Genomic DNA, 17,222 nt, shown 5'->3' with positions numbered 1-17,222 from the left:
GGGCGGGACCGGACGGTGACCGATGGGCGGGGATGATATCATCGAGGTGCGGGACCTCGAACATGCATTCAACGGGTTTTGGGCGGTGCGCGGCATCAGTTTCACCGTCCGGAAAGGCGAGATCTTCTCGTTCCTCGGCCCGAACGGCGCGGGAAAGAGCACCACCATCAACATCTTAACAACGCTCCTCCCCCTCCAGAAAGGCACGGTGCGGGTGGCCGGCCACGACGTCGCCCGGGAGCCCGGGCGGGTCAGGGAGGCGATCGGGATCGTCTTCCAGGACGACGTCCTCGACCGCGACCTCACCGTCTGGGAGACGATGGAGTTCCACGGGCGGCTCTACTCGATCCCCCGCGACGAGCGCAAGAAGCGGATCGACGAGATGCTCACGGTCGTGGAACTCGAAGCGAAGCGGAACGAGCGGACGAAGAACCTCTCCGGCGGGATGAAACGGCGGCTCCAGATCGCGCGGGGTCTCCTGACCCGGCCGGAGGTCCTCTTCCTCGACGAACCGACGCAGGGGCTCGACCCCCAGACGCGGATGCGGATGTGGGACTACATCCGGGGGGTGAACGCGGCCGGGACGACGATATTCATGACGACGCACTACATGGAGGAGGCCGATATGCTCTCGGACCGGATCAGCATCATCGACCACGGCAGGATCATCATCTCCGGCACCCCGGAGGAGCTCAAGAACACCCTCGGCGAGGACGTCGTCTACCTCGAGACCGGCGACGACGCAAAAGCCCGGGAGGCTCTCCAGGGGATCGGGGAGATCCGGTCGGTCACGGAGTCGCCCCGCGGCCTCTCGATCACGATATCGGCCGACGGGAGCCACTGTCTCCCGCGGATCGTCGAGCGGGTGCGCGACGCCGGGATCGATATCGCGAGCGTGAACCTCAAGAAACCGACGATGGACGACGTCTTCGTCCACTACACCGGCAGGGAACTGCGCGATACGGGGGCGTGAACGGGGGTGGCCTGGGAGTTCCTCACCGTCTACTGGCGGGAGATGATCCGGTTCACCCGGTTTCGGACGCAACTTCTCTCGTCGCTCCTGCAGCCGGCGCTCTGGATGGCGTTCTTCGGTGTTGCGATGTCCTCGAACTTCAACCGGTTCGCCTCGGCCGTCCCGGTCCCGGCAGGCGTCGTCCCGGTCGACTACCTCACCTTCATGGCCGCCGGGGTGATCGCGATGACGACCCTGTTTACCAGCCTCTTTGGGGGGATCAGCCTCCTCTTCGATAAGAACTGGGGGCTGATGCGGGAGATGCTGGCAAGCCCTATGCCCCGGACCCACATCATGTTCGGGGTCAGCCTCTCGGGGATGACGAAGTCGTTCATCCAGGTCGCCATCATCATGGCATTCGGGCTCCTCCTTGGCGTGCGGTTCTTCCCGGGGTTCTCGCCCGCCCGGATCGCCGTCTCAATCCTCGGGATCTTCGCGTTCGTCGGTGTCTTCTCGCTTGGGTTCCTCCTCTTCTCCTCCACGATATCGATGCGCCTCGAGAGCCCCGAAGGGCTGCAGGGGATCATCACGCTTCTCACCCTGCCGCTCTTCTTTGTCTCGAACGCCCTCTACCCGATCCAGGCGTTCCCGCCGGTCCTGCAGACCCTCTCGCTCTACAACCCCCTGACCCACCTGGTCAGCGGGGTCCGCTACTTCGCCCTCGGGAGCGAGTTCTTCGCCGTCGGGGCGAGTTACTCCTCCACTCCGGGCGATGTCCTTCTCTCGTTTGCCTACCTCGTCGTCTTTGCGGCGGTGATGTATGTCCTCGCCCGCCGGACGTTTCAGAAGGCGGTAGTAACATGAGGGACGACGCGAGAGGGTTGGATATGCAGAAGATCATTCATACGGTGCTTGCGCTCGCCGTCCTCATCACTGCCGCCACTCTCGCCGGGTGCACCGGGGTGCCGGGCCCTGAGGAGACGGAGGTCTTCGACCGGACGGTCGCGGTGGAGCCGGGAAGCGGTGTCGTCGTGGTCAACCGGAACGGGGGCGTGAACGTGAGCGTCTGGGAGGAGGATTTCGTCGCCGTTACGGCGGTCAAACGGACCGTCTACGGCCGGGCGGAACTCGCGAAGGTCGGGATCGAGGTGGCGGAGGGCGATCCCCTCCGGATCGAGACCGTGTACACCGGCTTAAACGTCCGGGCGAGCGTGGACTACACGATACGGGTGCCGCCGGACGTTGTCCTGCAACGGGTCGAGAGTTCGAACGGCGGGATCGAACTCTCGGGGGTGCGGGTGGCCGGAACGGAACTTGCGACGTCGAACGGCCCGGTGCACGTGGACGGTGCTCGCGGCGGCGATCTCCGTGCGGCGTCGTCGAACGGCGGGATCGATCTCCGTGGCGTCGAGGGCTACGTCACTGCAACGACGAGCAACGGCGCCGTCACGGTAGAGGATTGCGGCGGGGTGCTCGCGCTCCGGACCTCAAACGGCCCCATCTCCGCCACCATCTCCGCCGTCCGGGAGGACGTGATGATATCCTCAAGCAACGGCGGGATCGCGCTCCGGCTCGCGGAAGACCTCGACGCCCGCGTGGTCGCCGCCACCTCGAACGGCAGGGTGACGGTCCGCGGCCTCCCGCTCCGGGTCAGCGAGTCGACGGGGACCTCGGTCACGGGTCTGCTCGGCGACGGGGGGCCGACGATCACCGTCACCACCTCAAACGGGGGTATCGACCTCTCGGGGCCCTGACCGGGCGGCACAACCCTTATCCCTCACTGATCCGAGAGTACCTGCGAAGGAGCAGACGACGATGGCAGATGTCTTTTTCGCCGGCCTCCGGGCAAGGAGCCACCACGAGAGCAGAGTCCAGAAGATCCGCCGCCTCTTCGACGCGGCCGGGTTCGGCGACGTGGTCCGCCCCGGCGACCTTACGGCCGTCAAACTCCACGTCGGGGAGCGGGGGTGCGACACCTACATCAACCCGGTCTTTGCCCGGCAGGTGGTCGATAAGGTGAAGGAGCGCCGGGCCCACCCGTTCGTCACCGATACCGGCACCCTCTATGCGGGGAGCAGGGCCGACGCCGTCCGGCACACCGTCACCGCGATCGAGCACGGGTTTGCCTACGCGGTCGTCGGCGCCCCGGTGATCATCGCCGACGGCCTTTCGGGCGGCTACTGGAAGGAGGTCGCGGTCGGGGGGAACCATTTCGAGAACGTCCGGATCGCCGGGGGTATCCTTGCGGCCGACAGCATGCTCGTCCTCTCGCACGTCAAGGGCCACGACCTCGCCGGGTTTGGGGGCGCGATCAAGAACCTGGCGATGGGCTGCGCCCCGCCCTCGGGGAAGGCGGAGCAGCACGCCGGCCGGCCGTTCGTGGAGATCGAGCGGTGCGGGGGGTGCGGGAGGTGCATCCAGGTCTGCCCGCAGGCGGCGGTGACCCTCGTCGAGGGGCGGGCGCGGTTCAACCCGGAGCGCTGCGTCGGGTGCGGCGACTGCATGCGCTCCTGCGACCTCGGGGCGATCGAGTTTGACTGGACGACGGAGATCCGGCCGTTCATCGAGAGGGTCTGCGAGTACGCCCTCGGCGCCGTCCGCGACAAACCGGGGCGGGTGGGCTACATCAACTTCCTCCTCGCGATCACCCCGGACTGCGACTGCGTCCCCTGGAGCGACGCTCCAATCGTTCCCGACATCGGGATCCTCGCCTCCACCGATCCGGTCGCGATCGACCACGCGAGCCTTGACCTCGTCAACAGCGAGCGGGGGATTGCCCGGACGGCGCTCGGGGAGAACCTCGCCCCGGGGGAGGACAAGTTTAAGGGGATCTGGGACTACACGGACGGCAACTACCAGATCGCCTACGCCGCCCGGATCGGGCTTGGCGACGCGTCCTACCGGCTGATCGAGGTGTGAGATGGGAAAAGTGGTACTGCTCTGCGGGAGTCCCCGGCTCGAGGGGAACACCGCGCAGGTCCTCGAGGAGTGTGCAGCGGTCCTCGAGCGCGAAGGGATAGCGACCGAGATCGTGCTGCTTGCGGAGATGCACATCCGGTCCTGCACCGCCTGCGGGCTCTGCACCGGGGGAGCGTGCGCTCTTGACGACGGGTTAAACGAGATCATCGAAAAGGTCCGGGAGGCTGACGGGTTCATCGTCGGGACCCCGGTCTACTTCGGCACCGCCCGGGGCGACGTTCTCGCGGCGCTGCAGCGGATCGGTATGGTATCGATGTCGTCGGACGCCTTCCTCTCGCGGAAGGTGGGCGGGCCGATCGTCGTGGCCCGACGCGGCGGGCATACCGCGACGCTCCAGGAGCTCTGGATGTTCTTTTTGATCAACGATATGATCGTGCCGGGGTCGACCTACTGGAACATGGTCTTTGGGCTGGCACCGGGAGAGGCCCGGAACGACGAGGAGGGTATCCGGACGGTCCGGCGGTTCGCCGAGAACGTGGCGTTCCTGGTCCGGAAGCTGGAGTGAGGCGGGGAGAGATCCCCCATAACCCTCCCGGTTTTTGGTTTAGCGCCTTTACAGGGGCCGGATCCGCCTACGGTGACAGATCGGTGCCTTTAAAGCGCTACGCGCCGATACGGCGTATGATCGCATGCCGCACGATGCCAATCAGGTCCCGGGCCGGGGATCAGCGATCCGGCTCTTCACGCTGCTGGCCACGTCGGCCCTAGCGTTCTCCCTCATGGTGTACGGTCAGATCCACGGGCTCCCGGAGATCTTCCAGCACCTCCTCTACATACCGATCGTCCTTGCGGTCTACTACTACGAGCGGCACGGTCTCTACTTCTCCCTGCTGCTTGCGTCGCTCTACGTCGGGACTCTCTACTTCTTTGCCTTCCCCGACGCCATCTCCCTCACCCGGGCAACCGCCGAGTTCATCACCCTGATCGGGATCGCCGTCATCGTCTTTTACCTCGTCCGCCTTCTGCGGGACCGGGAGAGGCGGTACCACAGCATCTTCAGACATTCCCAGGCGGGCATCTTCGTCGTCGACCGCAGGGACCTCCGGATCGCAGAGGCCAACCGGCGCGCCGCGGAGATCCTGGGCTGCAGGTCCGGCGACCTCCGCGGCGCCTCCCTGAGATCGTTCTGGGGGGATGAGGCGGGAGTCCGGGCGTTTCTCGCGGAACTCTTGGAGAATGGCGCGGTCTTTGACCACGCGGCGACATTCACCGGCACCGGGGGGGTGCGCCGGCACGTCGTGATCTCCGCGGGGGCCCTCCCGGGCGACGATGCGGTCTGCACCATCGTCGATATCACGAAACAGCGGAGGACGGAGATCCTGCTCCGGGGCGCGGCGGAACTCTCCGGCATGCTGGTGCGGGAGCGGGATGCTCCCGACCTTCTCCGGAGGGCCTGCACATGCCTCGGCAGCGTGCGGGAGGGGATCGTCATCGGGATATGGCTGAGAGAGGGCGAGGAACTCGTCCCGGCTGCCGCCTCAGACGACGACTGCCTGCCTCTCTTCTCCGGCCGGGCGGCCGCGGGGCTTATCCGGCGGGCGTTCGACACAAAGGAGGTCGTCGCAGGAGATCTCGCCGGCTCTCCGGGATCGTCCGGCGATCTCCGGGCGATACCCATGATGGCGGGGGAGAGCGTCCTCGGCGTCTTTGCCGTCGCCCGGACCGCGGGCGACCGGTTGAGCGACGACGGAGTCGATATCCTCACCGCGCTCGCAAACGACCTCGCCGCCACCCTGAAACTCGCGGAGCTCGAGGAGGAGAAACTGGAGGCATACGCCCAGCTCGGGAGGAACATCGAACAGTTCGCCATCCTCGGCGACCACATCAGGAACCCGTTGCAGGTGATCGTGGGGCTCGCCTGCATGGGGGAGAACCATACCGGCGAGGAGATCCTGAAACAGGCCTCCGCCATCCAGAAGATCATCGGCAGGCTCGACTCGGGGTGGATAGAGTCGGCGGCGATCCGCGACTACCTCAGGCGCCACCCCTGACCGCCGGGACATCCCTCCGGCCGAAAAGAAGAACCTTTTTCATCCTCGCCGGAGAGGGATCAACCAATGGCTCTTTCGTCCGAACCGATCAGCCCTGATGTCGCGGATACGGCACCGTTGACCCGGCGGGAGATCGCAGACCTCCTGCCGGAGGTCCCGGACTGGTCGCTTGAGGACAGGCACCTGCATGCCCGGTTCTCCTGTGCGGGGTTTGCCGAGGCCATGGCGTTCCTCCGGGAGGTCGCCGCCTTCTCGGCGCGGGAGAACCATCTCCCGGATATCGCCATCCGGATGGGCCGGTACGTGGACGTCGCCTGGTACACCTACGCCATCGGCGGGCTCTCCCGGAACGATTTTATCATGGCCGCGCGGCTCTCCGAGATGCTCCGGCACCGGCAGGGCGGGATCCTCTAACCGGTCGAAAACGCTCGCATCACCCGTGCCCTGACGGCCTCTTTCGGGAGCGCGCCGACCGCCCGGTCGATGAGTGCGCCGTTTGCAAAGAACAGCAGCGTCGGTATCGCCGTTACGCTGAACTGTGCCGCTATCACGCGGTTTTGGTCGACGTCACACTTGCCGAAGGTCACCCGGCCGGCAAAGTCACGCGCAAGGTCCTCGATCACCGGGGCCACCATCCGGCAGGGGCCGCACCAGTCCGCCCAGAGATCGACGACCAGGAACGGATGCCTGCTTACCGTGTCCTGAAACGTACCGTCGGTGATCTCGATGACCCCGCCCCGGCCGCCCTGGATCCGGGCCTCGAGCTCCCTGAGGCGCTCTTCCCGGAGGCGCTGCAGTTCGTCGTCCATCGGTCGGTTCTCTTCCATGCGGCGGAGGTATGATGCACGCCCTATTAAAGATTGGGAGGGCGACGGCGGCCGGAACCTCAGATAACTATATATCCCCGGAAGCACAATGGTATATACCTCACAGATGAGCAGCGAGGTGGGGTAGTCAGGAAATCCCGGCGGGCTCATAACCCGTAGACCGATGGTTCAAATCCATCCCTCGCTATCTCCTGTTTTGCACACGCTTTCCCGGTATTGCGCCCGCTCTTCTCCTCCCCCAGGACGTCCCCTCCGATGAGCCGGCGCGCACGCGCCCGGCAGGCCCGGAACCGGTCCGGCCACGCGCGGGATCTCGCGGTTGCAAGCGATGCCCCGGACAAAATAGTACCCAAAAGTCCCGCTCCGGCAGCCCCCGCCCTGGCCGCGCTTCACACCGGTAGCATACTCATACGCTTCTCCGGCAGCCCCCACCCCTCCCGGGGGCGAGGGCAGTCAGGGCGATACCCGGTGGGAAGCCGTGCCCGGGGAGCGGCGCTGACATCGGTTTCCCGGGAAGGATGAGGAGAGCCGACCCGGGGTGGGATCTTCCCGGGATCTCCCCGTGCACTGGACCGTGGTGGCTATCGCCACGGGGGGAGGGGCTGACGGGGAGGGGGCTCGTCCCCTCCCCTGTCTCTGGCTCGTGTCTTCAGCGTCCAGACTCAAATTCTACAGATTGCCATACGCCTGTAACCCCCTCCCGGGGGCGAGGGCAGTCATGGCGATAGCCAGCGGGAAGCCGTGCCCGGGAGCGGCGCTGACGCCGGTTTCCTGGAAAGGGCCGGGAAGGGCCGGGAAGGGCCGGGAAGGATCGAGAAAGATCAGCAAAGATCAGGAAAGGACCGGCAAGACCCGGCCAGAACCTGGCTCCCCGGGGGATCTCTCCGCGTATCGAGATTGAGCCGCGAAAAGGGAGAGCAGGCGCGGGCACCGCCGGGAGCCCCCCCGCCCACCGGGAACGGGAAGCGCCCCGCCGGCACCTGCACAGGCTACGACGTCTGCTGCTTCCCGAAGGTCGAGAGGTTGGACTGGTGCGTGCCGGCCACGTAGTCCACGGCACAGTGGCAGCTCTTCTCCCCGTGGATCTCCACCGGGTAGCACCCGGTCAGGCACCCGGTGCAGAGGTCGCGCTCGCCGCACCCGATCGCGCCCATCAGGTCCTCAAGCGGTATGTAGGTGAGCGATGTCGCCCCGATGCTCTCCCGGACCGCCTCGACGTCCCTGCTGCTCGCGATCAGTTCCGTGCGGGTGGGCATATCCACACCGAGGTAACAGGGGGCGATGATCGCCGGAGAGCCGACCCGGAGGTGGATCTCCTTTGCTCCCGCCTCGCGGATCATGTTCACGATCCGCCGCGACGTCGTCCCCCGGACGATGCTGTCGTCGACGAGGATCACCCGCCGGCCCTTGAGGTTCCTGCGGACGGTGTTGAGCTTGATCCGGACCGCCCGTTCCCGCTGCTGCTGGGTCGGCATGATGAACGTCCGGCCCATGTAACGGTTCTTCATCAGCCCCTCGACGAACGGGATGCCGGACCGTTCGGCGTAGCCGGCGGCGTAGGCGGTCCCGGAGTCGGGGACCGGGCAGACGATCTCGCCCTCGACGGGATCTGCATCGTAGAGTTTCTGCCCGATCCGGCGCCGCACGTCGTAGACCAGCGTCCCGTCGATGACCGAGTCGGCGCGGGCGAAGTAGATGTACTCGAAGATGCAGTGCGCCCGCCGGTTCGCGGTCGCGATCTGGATCGAGGAGAGCCCGTGTTCGTCGATCCGGACGAGTTCTCCCGGCCGCACGTCCCGGACGAGCGTGCCGTCCAGCGCATCGATCGCCACGCTCTCCGAGGCGACGATGTACCCCTGGTCGATCCTCCCGATACAGAGCGGTTTGATGCCGAGCGGGTCGCGGAAGGCGTAGATGGTCCCGTTTAACAGCGCGACGGCGGCATAGGAGCCCCGCAGGCGCCGCATGCAGAGCCGGACGGCGTCCTCCATGCTTTTTGAGGTCCGGAGCGCTTCGGCGATGAGGTTCCCGATGATCTCGGTGTCGGTCGTCGTGCAGAAGATCTGCCCCCGGCGCTCGTACTCCTCCCGGAGTTCGGCCGTGTTGACCAGGTTGCCGTTGTGGGCGATCGCGAGGTTGAGCCCCTGGTACCGGAAGTTGAACGGCTGGACGTTCTCCGGCACCTTCGACCCGGTCGTCGGGTAGCGGACGTGGCCGATCCCGACGTTGCCCCGCAGTCCCTGCAGGGTGTGGCTGTTGAAGACCTCGGCAACGAGCCCCTGCGCCTTGTGCGTGTACAGGGTCGTGCCTTCAAAAGTAGAGATCCCCGCGCTCTCCTGCCCCCGGTGCTGGAGAGCGTACAGGGCATAGTACAGCGGAAAAGAGACACCGCCAGCATCGACGATGCCAACGATACCACACATGATCCAGCTCTAATGCGTCGGTACCTTTGCCTTCTTCTCCGTCCAGCGGTAACTGCGGATCCTCGGGCTCCTGCCGAACCCGCAGGACGCACAGACCTTGTGCTGTGCGTGGAACGATATCTTGCCGCAACGCCTGCAGGCGATATGGGTGCGCTTCTGCCGTTTGCCCATCGAGGGTGTGCCTTTTGACATGAACTCTCACCTACTCATTCAACTGAAGGGGTTATGTAAATTACGTTGTCGCCGCGGACGATCAGCGTGCCGAGTTTCTGCGCCGTGCCGCCGGTTTCTTCTTCTGCCTTATCCAATACCAGATTCATGTGAACGTCGTATCCCTGGAGGATCCCCCGGATCTCCCTTCCACCTTTGAGGCTGATGATGACGGGCTGACGATTCAGTACCTGATCTAAAATATCCAACGGTCTTGGCGTCATATGATTACCCTGTGCCGTCCTTTCTGGAGTAATATATTTGAGTGAGGAAGCTACTTAAATATAACCGCACTGTTGCGGGGAGCAATCCGCCCCCGAGGTCAGGGTTCCATGCCGAAGTTCACCGTAAAAAAACGCCATGTCATCAGGAAAACGCAGATAGCCGGGCTTCTCGACCGACTTAGCGGCGAGATCGGTCCGTCGGCCGAACAGTTCCGGTCCGACCGGATCGAGCGGGTGGAGACGGATGCCCCCGTCGAGGTCTACCTTGTCGATAAAAAACCGCTCCTGATGGCCTCCGGGGACTGGGCTTTCCCCACCCTGCGGGGCCTCATCGAGCACCCGCTCCCCGAGCGGCGGGTGGTGGTCGATGCCGGCGCGGTCAGGTTCGTTGTAAACGGCGCGGACATCATGCGCCCCGGGATCATATCGATCTCGCCGGACGTCCGGGAGGGGCGCCCGGTGCAGGTCGTCGAGGAGCGCTACGGGAAACCGCTCGCTGTCGGGGTTGCGCTCTCTGACGCCGCCGATATGGAGCGGCAGGAGAAGGGCAAGTCGGTCAGGAGCCTCCACTATGTCGGGGACGATCTCTGGAATCTTGAGATCTGACGCGGAAATCAAAAGATACTATTAAATAAAATTCTTCCCTCATTTTTTCTATGGTTAAAAAGCTCTTTGACAGCATCCTCGGTAAAAGCCCCGTCAGGGATCAGGACGAATACATGGAGCTCGACCTCGCCTCCTACGAGAGTGCGACCGAAGAAGAGCCGGCATCCATGTATATCAAGATCGCCACCATCGCCGACCTCAAGGATACCCCCCGTGTCAAAGACGAGGTCTACAACGGCAACATCGTCATCGTCGACATCGGGCGGCTGAAGATGGACAAGGTGACGTTCGAGCGGGTCTTAAAGGACCTCCGCGACGTGGCAAAGGATGTGAACGGCGACATCGTCGGTCTCGGCGAGCAGAAGTACGTCGTCATCACGCCGATGTCCGTCAAGGTCTCCCGCGAGAAGATCGGCGGGGGCCTGTAGTGCGGGAGACCAGCCCGGGAACCTGCCCGGCGTGCGGGGCCGGGATCCAGATCGTGCACCACCGCATCGATATCCCCCACTTCCCCGACCTCCTGCTCGTCGCGATCGCCTGCGACGCCTGCGGCTACCGGCACACCGATACCATCATCCTCGGGGAGCACGACCCCGTCCGGTGGACGGTGCGGGTCGAGGAGCCCGGCGACCTCGCCACCCGGGTGGTGCGGAGCACGACGGGGACGATCCGGATCCCGGAACTCGGGCTCGCGGTCGAGCCCGGGACCGCCTGCGAAGGGTTCGTCACCAACGTCGAGGGGGTCCTCTCCCGCTTCGAGCAGGCGGTGGCGACCATCCTCGCGAACCCCGAGAGCGACGACGAACTGGCCGCCGCGCTCCGGATGCAGGAGACGCTCGCCGCCGCACGGGAGGTGGCCTTCCCCTTCACGGTCGTCCTCGAGGACCCCGCCGGGAACAGCGCGCTCGTCGGTGAGAAGGCCGAAAAGGTGCCCCTCGATCGGAGCGAAGCCTGAATTTCTCTTTTTTCTCCAGCAGAGGGTTAATCTAAAATAGGACCTCCCCCCATACCCGGCGCCGGGTGAAAAGAATGGCACGAACGATATCTGTGCTGAAGTGGGAGAGCGAACAGGACGTCGATAACGCCATCCGCGACATCAGGGCGGAGATGGACCAGAAGGGGGGGCTCACCAAGGATACCGAACGGGCGATGCAGCACTCGTTCCAGGTGGCCGATCCCGACCTCATGAACTACTTCCTGCGGACGGTCAGGGAGCAGGTCCCGGGGGCGCTGCACTACTTTGAGGAGCGCGGCGGCGGGGCGTGAGTAGCGGGGCGAGCGACGGCCCGTAGGACTGCGCGTGTGACCGGAGGGAGGGTGAGCGTTGCGGATAGCGCCGCACGGGCACCCGGCACGCAAAAATCAGAAGACGAGAGGGACCCTTGCAATCATCGGATCTCGACGCCCTCGAGCCGGACCCCGGGCTCCTCCGTCACCTCGCCGACCACCCGGGCGCCGGGGACGATCGATCGGATCGCGGCCACGCTCTCCTCCGGGGCGACGAACGCGTAGCCCATGCCCATGTTGAAGGTGCGGTACATCTCCCCATCGCCGATGCCACCGGTCTCCTGCAGCCAGCGGAAGATGGCCGGGACCTCAAGCGGGTCGGTGAGGGAGAACCCGTATCCCGAGAGCCTCCCGAAGTTCAGGAGACCGCCGCCGGTGATGTGGCACATCCCGTGGACGGCGCAGGCCTCCGTCACCCGGAGCACCTCGGCATAGATCCGGGTCGGCGTCAGGAGTTCTTCCCCGAGGGTCTTCCCGTTTGAGAGGCGCGTGTCGTAGGACGCGTGCTTCTCGACGACCCTGCGGGCGAGCGTTAAACCGTTGCTATGGATGCCGCTTGACGGGACGCCGACGATCACGTCGCCGGGGACGATCGATTCACCAGTGACGACCTTCTCCTTCTTCTGGACCCCGAGGCACGTCCCCGCGAGGTCGAGGCCGTTCACGAGCCCCCGGAGGGTCGCGGTCTCGCCGCCGACGATGTTCATGTTCGCCTGCCGGGCGCCTTCGTTCAAACCCTGCCCGATCTGGGCCATCTTCTCGACCGAGAGGGCGTCGGTCGCTATGTAGTCGACGAACGCCACGGGTTCGAGGTTCATCACGTAGAGGTCGTTGACGTTCATCGCGATGCAGTCGATCCCGACCGTCCGCCAGTCATGGAGCGCATCGGCGACGAGCATCTTCGTGCCGACGCCGTCGACCGCGAGCGCGAGGACGAAGGGGCCGCAGTCGATCAGCCCGGCAAAGTGCCCGACCTTCCCGAGCATCGGGAACGTGCCGGTCCTCCGGTAGGTGAGGGTCTCGATCAGCGCCCGCACCGCCCGGGCCTCGAGGTCGATATCGACCCCCGCCTCGCGGTAGGTATGTTCAGTCATCAGAGTTCTCCGAAAGCCGGAATTCGTCGTGCAATACCTGGAGCGCCCGTTTGCCGTCGCCGCCCCTGACGACGAACGAGACGTTCACCTCCGAGGAGCCCTGCGAGATCATCATGGTGTTGATTCCCGCCCGCCCGAGCGCCGAGAAGATCCGGCCGCCCGTCCCCGGGGTGCCGGCCATCCCCGCGCCCACGACGGCGACCGCGGCGACGTCCCGGTCGTACGTGACCTCCCGCACGACGCCCTGCTTCGCGATCGGGGTGAGGGCCGCGATCGCGGCCTCAAGGTGGGACTCGTCGACGATGAGGGAGATGTTGGCCTCGCTTGAGCCCTGCGAGATCATCATGACGTTCACCTCCCGCTCCGCGAGCGCGGAGAAGATCGTCTTCGCGACGCCGGGGCGGCCGATCATCTGCGCACCGTTGACGTTGACCAGGGCCACCTTCTCGATCAGGGCGATGGCCTTGACCACCCTTTTTTCCCGGTGCTCGTCACGGAGGATGATCGTCCCGGGGTGGTCGGGCCGGAAGGTGTTCCGGACCCGGATCGGTATATCCTTCTGCATCGCGGGTTCGACCGACCGCGGGTGGAGGACCTTCGCGCCGAAGTAGGAGAGCTCCATCACCTCAAGGTAGGAGATGTCGTTGAGGACCCGGGCGTCCTTGATGATCCGGGGGTCCGAGGTCATCACCCCGTCGACGTCCGTCCAGATCCAGATCTCGTCGGCATCGATCCCGGCGCCGATGACGGCGGCCGAGTAGTCGGAGCCGCTCCGCCCGAGGGTGGTGACGACCCCCTGCTCGGTCGCCCCCATAAAGCCCATGACCACCGGGACGGAGTCGGCAAGCAACGGCACGACCCGGCTCCGGATGCTCGTCTCGCTCGCGGGAAGGGCACGGGCGTCCCCGTGGTTTGCCGTCGTGACGATCCCGGCCGCGGCACCGTCGAGGGCGACCGACGGGATCCCCCGCTGCCGGAGGGCGGCCGCGACGATCGGGGCGGAGAGCCGTTCTCCAAAGGAGATGATGTAGTCGCGGGACCGGGGAGTCAGTTCCTTTAAGGTGTGCACGGCGGTGAGGATGTTCTGCAGCCGGGTGAGCCGGTCGTCGATGACCGCCGTCACCTCGCCGGCGTAGTCGGGGGCCACTTCCCCGAGGAGCCGGGTGTGCCGGGCCCGCATCGCGGCGAGGAACGTCCCGAGAGGGGGCTGTTCCTTGCTTTTTACGACTTCATCGGCCATCGCGATGATCTGGTCGGTGATCCCCGAGCATGCTGATACGACCAGGGCGACCTCGTCGCCTGCCCTGTGATGTGGTTCTACGATATCTGCAACCCGCCGGATACAGTCGGCTTCCCCGACGGAGGTGCCGCCAAACTTCATTAAAAGCCTCATTCTGGCTCACGCGTCCCCTGCAATTACTTTATGATAGTATACAACGCACAGACTAATAAGATGCTTGTAGACGAGATAGTGGACGCGCACGTGCTGGTTATCGGAAGCGGCGGCGCCGGGGCGCGGGCTGCGATCGAGGCCTCACGGTACGGCGGCGTGGTCCTGGTCTCCAAGACCATCGCCGGAAAAGGCGGGTGTACGACGATGGCAGAAGGCGGTTTCAACGCCGTGTTGCGGGATCAGGACTCGATCAGCGTCCACCGCGAGGATACGCTCAGGGGCGGGGCGTACCTCAACGACCCGGCGCTCGTGGACGTCCTCACCCGGGAGGCGCCGGAGCGGCTCACGGACCTCGTCCGGTGGGGGGCGGTCTTCGACGTCACGGAAGATCGGCAGGTCGCGCAACGGCCGTTCGGGGGGCAGCGGTTCCCCCGGACCTGCTACGCCGGGGACCGGACCGGCCACGAGATGATGATGACCCTCCTTGACCGCCTCGACGCGACGGATACGCAGCTGTACCAGGAGGTCTCGGTCGTCGACCTCGTAACGGACGAGAACGGTGCGGTCGCGGGCGCCGTCGCCCTCGACCGGGACGGGGACGCCGTCCTCTTTTTGGCCGACGCGACGGTGCTTGCGACGGGCGGCGGGACGCAGGCCTACGATATATCCACGAACTCCGCCGCCGGGACCGGGGACGGGTTCGCCATGGCCTACCGCGCAGGGGCGGAGCTGATCGATATGGAGATGGTCCAGTTCCACCCGACGGGCGCGGTCTACCCCTACGACGCCCGCGGCCGGCTGGTGACGGAGGCGGTCCGGGGCGAAGGCGGGATCCTCTTGAACGCGCGAAGGGAGCGGTTCATGCAGCGCTACGACCCCGACCGATTGGAGCTCTCGACCCGGGACGTGGTGGCCCGGGCGATCGCGACCGAGGTGCTGGAAGGGCGCGGGACGAGCCGCGGCGGGGTCTACCTCGACGTGACCCACCTCCCGGCGGAACGGATCGAGGCCCGGCTCCCGGTGATGCTCGAGCAGTTCCTCGCCTACGGCGTGGATATCCGGCGGGAGCCGATGGAGGTGGCGCCCACCGCCCACCACATCATGGGGGGCCTCCGGATCACGCCTGAATGCCGGACGACCATTCCGGGCCTCTTCGCCTGCGGGGAGGTGGCCGGCGGGGTGCACGGTGCAAACCGCCTCGGCGGGAACGCGCTCGCGGATACGCAGGTCTTCGGGAAACGGGCCGGCGAGTTCGCCGGAAAGGCGCCGGAACGGGGCGGCCACCTCGACCCCGCCCGGGCCGACGGGGTGCTCCGGATGCTTGACGCCTTCTTTGAGGGGGCCGTGAGCCCTGCGGACGTGCGCAAGGACCTGAAACTGACGATGTGGAACCAGGCCGGGATCTTCCGGAGCGCCCCCGACCTCCGGACGGCGCTCGGGCATATCAAGCGGCTCGCCGACCAGCGGCTCTTCGCCGCCTCGGCCGCGAACCTCCTTGACTGCTGTACGGTCCGGAACATGTGCACCACGGCATCCCTGATCGTCCGGTGCGCCCTGCTCCGGCCGGAGAACCGGGGAGCCCATGTCCGGCGGGACGCTGAAGTCGTGACCGTGGCCGACCCGGCGACGTCGCCGTTCGGCCACACCTACGTCTCGCTTGCCAGGGAAGGGATCGAGCGGCGGGAGGTGCCGGCATGAAGGCGATCACGATCCGGGTCTCCCGCTACGACCCGGCCGTGGACGCGGAGCCGCACTTCAAGGAGTACACAGTCCGGCTCAACGAGGGCGCCCGGGTGCTCCACGCCCTCCACGCGGTCCGCGACGGGCACGACCCGACGCTCGCCTACCGCTACTGCTGCGGGTCGGGGCAGTGCGGGAGCTGCGCCGTCAGGGTGGACGGGACGCCCGTCCTCGCCTGCATGGCGGAGGCCCGCGACGGTATGACGGTCGAGCCGCTGGCTCTCCCGGTCCTGCGGGACCTGACGGTGGATATGACCCCGGTGATAGCAAAGATCGCCCGGATCTGCCCGGCGCCGGACGCAGAGCTCCCGACACGGGAGGAGATCGAGGCGATCAAGCCGCTCCGGGACTGTATCGAGTGCCTCTCCTGCGTCTCGGCCTGCCCGGCGCTCCAGGTGACGGAGTTCGCGGGGCCGACGGTGCTCCGGCAGGAGATGCGCCTCGCGCTCGATCCGCGGGACTCGGGGGACCGGATCTGCGACGCGATCGAGAAGGGGCTCTTCTACTGCACGACCTGCAAGCGCTGCCTGGAGGTCTGCCCGAAGGAGATCGACGTCCCGGGGAAAGCCATCGAGAAGCTCCGGGAACTCGCGAACCGGCGCGGGCTGACCCTCCCCCGCCACCAGGAGGTGGCGCGGCTGATCCGGGAGACGGGCCGGAGCGTCGAACGGACCGAGCCGACGTTCCTTGAGCAGGTGCCGGAGGTGATCGAGCCCGACGGCCCCGTCCGCGGCGAGGTGGGGTTCTTCGTCGGGTGCATGTTCAACGGCCGGGTGCCGCAGACGGCCCTCGACGCGATGGAGGTCATGAAGCGCAACGGGATCCGGGTGATCGTCCCCCACGACCAGGTCTGCTGCGGTTCGCCGCTGATCCGGACGGGGCAGACGGCGGACGTCGCGGACCTGAAGAAGAGAAACATCGAGGCCTTCGCCCGCCGGGGGATCGCGACCGTGATGACGATCTGCGCCGGGTGCGGGGCGACGCTGAAGAACGATTACGAGACGCCGTTTGCGGTGAAAGACGTCACCGAGATCCTGACGGAGTACGGGATCGAGCCCCCGGCGAAGCTCGACGTCCGGGCGACCTACCACGACCCCTGCCACCTCCTCCGGGGCCAGGGGATCCGCGAGGAGCCGCGGGCGCTTCTCGTCCAGGGGGTCCGGGAGTTCGTGGAGATGCCCGCGGAGTGCTGCGGCGCCGGCGGCGGCGTCCGGTCGGGGGTGCCGGAGGAGGCAAGAGCCCTCGGGGCGAAGCGCAACGAGGCCGTGAAGGCGACGGGTGCGGATGTGGTGGTGACGGTCTGCCCGTTCTGCGAGTTCCATATTGCGGATTGTACGGATACGCCCGTGAAGAACCTGGTGACGGTCCTCCTCGAGGGCTACCGGAAGAAGGATGCGGAGCAGAAGGGCTCCGCCTGAATCTTTTAACTCTGCGGTCTCAACAAAAAAGACCTTTTTTTATCTCCGCGGGGTTCTCGGGTCGGAGCGTGTAGACCC

19 protein-coding genes and 1 tRNA gene are annotated in these 17,222 nt (G+C 66.1%); 14 read left to right on the top strand and 6 right to left on the bottom strand.

What is annotated here, in order from left to right; translation table 11 throughout:
* The first annotated feature begins 22 nt into the window (after nt 1-22).
* The 7 genes from QZ408_RS08540 (at nt 23) to QZ408_RS08510 (ending at nt 6,336) form a co-directional block, all read left to right on the top strand.
* A complete protein-coding gene (locus tag QZ408_RS08540) occupies nt 23-973 on the top strand; it encodes an ATP-binding cassette domain-containing protein (RefSeq protein ID WP_292490881.1) in 951 nt (316 codons plus the stop codon).
* 6 nt (nt 974-979) lie between these two features.
* Nucleotides 980-1,816, top strand: coding sequence for an ABC transporter permease (locus tag QZ408_RS08535; RefSeq protein ID WP_292490879.1), 837 nt, complete (start codon nt 980-982; stop codon nt 1,814-1,816).
* 23 nt (nt 1,817-1,839) lie between these two features.
* Nucleotides 1,840-2,706, top strand: a complete 867-nt coding sequence (locus QZ408_RS08530) for a DUF4097 family beta strand repeat-containing protein (RefSeq protein ID WP_292490877.1) — start codon at nt 1,840-1,842, stop codon at nt 2,704-2,706.
* A gap of 61 nt (nt 2,707-2,767) precedes the next feature.
* A complete protein-coding gene (locus tag QZ408_RS08525) occupies nt 2,768-3,871 on the top strand; it encodes a DUF362 domain-containing protein (protein WP_292490875.1) in 1,104 nt (367 codons plus the stop codon).
* Nucleotide 3,872: 1 nt separating this feature from the next.
* On the top strand, nt 3,873-4,436 hold the full coding sequence (locus tag QZ408_RS08520) for a flavodoxin family protein (protein WP_292490873.1): 564 nt from the start codon (nt 3,873-3,875) through the stop codon (nt 4,434-4,436).
* Nucleotides 4,437-4,560: 124 nt separating this feature from the next.
* Entirely contained in the window at nt 4,561-5,922 is a 1,362-nt protein-coding gene (locus QZ408_RS08515) for a PAS domain-containing protein (RefSeq protein WP_292490871.1), read from the top strand.
* Nucleotides 5,923-5,988: 66 nt separating this feature from the next.
* A complete protein-coding gene (locus tag QZ408_RS08510) occupies nt 5,989-6,336 on the top strand; it encodes a 4a-hydroxytetrahydrobiopterin dehydratase (RefSeq protein ID WP_292490869.1) in 348 nt (115 codons plus the stop codon).
* Here QZ408_RS08510 and trxA read toward each other — a convergent pair.
* Nucleotides 6,333-6,749 (bottom strand): thioredoxin, encoded by a 417-nt coding sequence (gene trxA, locus QZ408_RS08505; protein ID WP_292490868.1) that lies wholly within the window; start codon nt 6,747-6,749, stop codon nt 6,333-6,335. The two genes, QZ408_RS08510 and trxA, sit on opposite strands and share 4 nt — an antisense overlap.
* 112 nt (nt 6,750-6,861) lie before the next feature.
* On the opposite strand from trxA, the gene QZ408_RS08500 reads away from it, so the two are divergent.
* Nucleotides 6,862-6,936: transfer RNA gene (locus QZ408_RS08500), tRNA-Met, on the top strand.
* 802 nt (nt 6,937-7,738) lie between these two features.
* Here the strand turns inward: QZ408_RS08500 and purF are convergent.
* Genes purF through QZ408_RS08485 form a run of 3 tightly spaced genes read right to left on the bottom strand, consistent with a single transcriptional unit; the run spans nt 7,739 to nt 9,606 of the window.
* Entirely contained in the window at nt 7,739-9,172 is a 1,434-nt protein-coding gene (purF, locus tag QZ408_RS08495) for an amidophosphoribosyltransferase (protein WP_292490867.1), read from the bottom strand.
* A 9-nt stretch (nt 9,173-9,181) separates the two neighbouring features.
* Nucleotides 9,182-9,364, bottom strand: a complete 183-nt coding sequence (locus tag QZ408_RS08490; RefSeq protein WP_292490866.1) for a 50S ribosomal protein L37e — start codon at nt 9,362-9,364, stop codon at nt 9,182-9,184.
* Nucleotides 9,365-9,378: 14 nt separating this feature from the next.
* Nucleotides 9,379-9,606, bottom strand: a complete 228-nt coding sequence (locus QZ408_RS08485) for an LSM domain-containing protein (RefSeq protein WP_292490865.1) — start codon at nt 9,604-9,606, stop codon at nt 9,379-9,381.
* A gap of 108 nt (nt 9,607-9,714) precedes the next feature.
* On the opposite strand from QZ408_RS08485, the gene QZ408_RS08480 reads away from it, so the two are divergent.
* The 4 genes from QZ408_RS08480 (at nt 9,715) to QZ408_RS08465 (ending at nt 11,478) form a co-directional block, all read left to right on the top strand.
* Nucleotides 9,715-10,212, top strand: coding sequence for an RNA-binding protein (locus QZ408_RS08480; protein WP_292490863.1), 498 nt, complete (start codon nt 9,715-9,717; stop codon nt 10,210-10,212).
* 50 nt (nt 10,213-10,262) lie between these two features.
* Nucleotides 10,263-10,640 carry a cell division protein SepF gene (gene sepF, locus QZ408_RS08475; RefSeq protein WP_292490861.1) on the top strand — a complete coding sequence of 126 codons (378 nt, stop codon included), beginning with the start codon at nt 10,263-10,265 and terminating at the stop codon, nt 10,638-10,640.
* Complete coding sequence (locus QZ408_RS08470; protein ID WP_292490860.1) at nt 10,640-11,167, top strand: ZPR1 zinc finger domain-containing protein; 528 nt, start codon at nt 10,640-10,642, stop codon at nt 11,165-11,167. Before sepF ends, QZ408_RS08470 begins: the two co-directional genes overlap by 1 nt.
* Before the next feature lie 74 nt (nt 11,168-11,241).
* Nucleotides 11,242-11,478 carry a hypothetical protein gene (locus QZ408_RS08465; RefSeq protein ID WP_292490859.1) on the top strand — a complete coding sequence of 79 codons (237 nt, stop codon included), beginning with the start codon at nt 11,242-11,244 and terminating at the stop codon, nt 11,476-11,478.
* A 122-nt stretch (nt 11,479-11,600) separates the two neighbouring features.
* On the opposite strand, the gene purM is transcribed toward QZ408_RS08465, so the two are convergent.
* A complete protein-coding gene (purM, locus tag QZ408_RS08460; protein WP_292490858.1) occupies nt 11,601-12,593 on the bottom strand; it encodes a phosphoribosylformylglycinamidine cyclo-ligase in 993 nt (330 codons plus the stop codon).
* Nucleotides 12,586-13,974 carry an aspartate kinase gene (locus QZ408_RS08455; RefSeq protein ID WP_292490857.1) on the bottom strand — a complete coding sequence of 463 codons (1,389 nt, stop codon included), beginning with the start codon at nt 13,972-13,974 and terminating at the stop codon, nt 12,586-12,588. The genes purM and QZ408_RS08455 overlap by 8 nt, the downstream gene beginning before the upstream one ends.
* Nucleotides 13,975-14,046: 72 nt before the next feature.
* On the opposite strand from QZ408_RS08455, the gene tfrA reads away from it, so the two are divergent.
* Together tfrA and tfrB are read left to right on the top strand one after the other, a co-directional pair.
* Entirely contained in the window at nt 14,047-15,684 is a 1,638-nt protein-coding gene (gene tfrA, locus QZ408_RS08450; protein ID WP_292490856.1) for a fumarate reductase (CoM/CoB) subunit TfrA, read from the top strand.
* Nucleotides 15,681-17,144, top strand: coding sequence for a fumarate reductase (CoM/CoB) subunit TfrB (tfrB, locus tag QZ408_RS08445; protein ID WP_292490855.1), 1,464 nt, complete (start codon nt 15,681-15,683; stop codon nt 17,142-17,144). The genes tfrA and tfrB overlap by 4 nt, the downstream gene beginning before the upstream one ends.
* Nucleotides 17,145-17,222: the final 78 nt, after the last annotated feature.

It is taken from the genome of Methanoculleus sp. 10 (assembly GCF_913757945.1).
Taxonomy (GTDB): Archaea; Halobacteriota; Methanomicrobia; order Methanomicrobiales; family Methanoculleaceae; genus Methanoculleus.
The sequence above is the reverse complement of the archived record's forward strand: the minus strand, read 5'-3'. Positions and strand labels throughout refer to the sequence as shown.